The organism is Bradyrhizobium algeriense, from assembly GCF_003062295.1.
Taxonomy (GTDB): Bacteria; Pseudomonadota; Alphaproteobacteria; order Rhizobiales; family Xanthobacteraceae; genus Bradyrhizobium; species Bradyrhizobium algeriense.
The window spans coordinates 1-1536 of record NZ_PYCN01000135.1 but is presented as its reverse complement, the minus strand read 5'-3'; the positions used below and the strand labels follow the sequence as shown (position 1 = coordinate 1536).

Sequence of the window (1536 nt, the reverse complement as noted above, 5' to 3'; positions counted from 1 at the left end):
CGAGGGTCGTGGCGTTTACTGCCTCAACATCGGCGGCGTCCAGATCGACGATGCAGTCATCCAGAGTTTCCTGGCCGCGCTCGAGCCGGCTAAACTGGCCGCCACAATAGCCGCTGCCGAGCGCCTCGAGGTCGACACGCAAGCCGCCCTCAAGCAATGGCGCCTTGGCGTCGAGCGGGCGACCTATGAGGCGAGCCGCGCCGAGCGGCGTTATCGGGCTGTCGACCCCGACAACCGGCTTGTCGCCCGGGGACTCGAGCACGAGTGGGAGCAGCGCTTGTCAGACCTTGAGACCGCGAAGAGCGAACTCGCCCGACGCGAACGGCAGCGCCCCCGTGTCTTGGGGCAAGAGGACCGCGAGCGCCTGCTCGCCCTTGGAGCTGACCTTGCGACCGTCTGGCAGGCGCCGACCACGACATCCCGTGACCGCAAGGAACTCCTGCGGGCGCTCATCGAAGAGGTCATCCTCACAGTCAACCGCGATAAGGCGGCTGCGCATGTCACGCTGCGCTGGAAAGGCGGGGCGCTGATCGATCTCGACGTGCCTCTGCCGCGGTCGCGACCTGCGACCGTTCGGACCGACGAGGACACAATCGAACTTGTCCGACGCCTTGCGGCCCTCTACCCCGACACGGTGATCGCCGGCATTCTCAATCGCCAGGGTCGAAGGACCGCGCGTGGTCACCGCTTCGAGGCTAATCGTGTCGGCAATCTGCGGCGGCATTGGGACATCCCGTGCTTCGAATCGAAGCCGGCTTCCGAAGGCGAGGTCATGACGATCAAGAAGGCCGCCGAAGTGCTCGCCGTCGCTCCTTCGACCCTGCATCGATGGCTCAATGCCGGCATGATTCCCGGAGAGCAGCTGACACCGGGCGCGCCCTGGCGGATCCGCGTGACCGATGACCTCATCGCCCGTTTTAGCGGGAAGGTCGACGACGGCTTCGTGACCATGCGGGAGGCCATGGGCAGACTCGGCGTCTCGCGCCAAACCGTGTTGCAGCGTGTCAAGTGTGGCGAGATCGAAGCAGTGCACGTCACCAAAGGGAGACAAAAAGGTCTACGCGTCAAAGTGATAGACCATCAGCGGGGGCTCTTCGAGCAGACCTCATGAACCAGGGGGCATTATGAAGCGGGATCCAAGCAGCCGCTGATGTCCGCATCGAGGATCCACCGACTCGATCCTTGCTGGCCGAGCGCAATGAACACCGCCTCGATCGCATCCATCGTACACCGTCCGGGCCTGAACCCGTAGCTGTTCGCCTCGAAGCGCGTCTCCCATTCGGGTTCGAGCGCCAGTTTGACGACAGCCTGCAGGACACGGTCCTTGACGGTCGGAACCCCGAGGCCGCGCGTGCCTCCTGATGCCTTCGGGATATAGACCCGACGCACTGGTTGAGGTTTGTAGCCCTTGAGGTCCAGACCGCTCTTCAACAGCGCCACCCGGTCCTGCGGCGTCCGACACACCACGCCGTCAATCCCGGGAGTGTTCCTGCCCGCATTGCGTTGGGTGACCTGTCGGATCGCCAGCAGCTTCGC

At 64.5% G+C, this 1536-nt stretch carries 2 protein-coding genes; one reads left to right on the top strand and one right to left on the bottom strand.

Annotated features, from left to right (window positions below):
* Positions 1-1111: MerR family transcriptional regulator (locus tag C7G61_RS45450; RefSeq protein WP_108523407.1), on the top strand; the 1111-nt coding region annotated here is incomplete at its 5' end.
* Between the two features lie 11 nt (positions 1112-1122).
* On the opposite strand, the gene C7G61_RS42675 is transcribed toward C7G61_RS45450, so the two are convergent.
* On the bottom strand, positions 1123-1536 hold a 414-nt coding region (locus C7G61_RS42675; protein WP_190242278.1), incomplete at its 5' end, for a reverse transcriptase N-terminal domain-containing protein.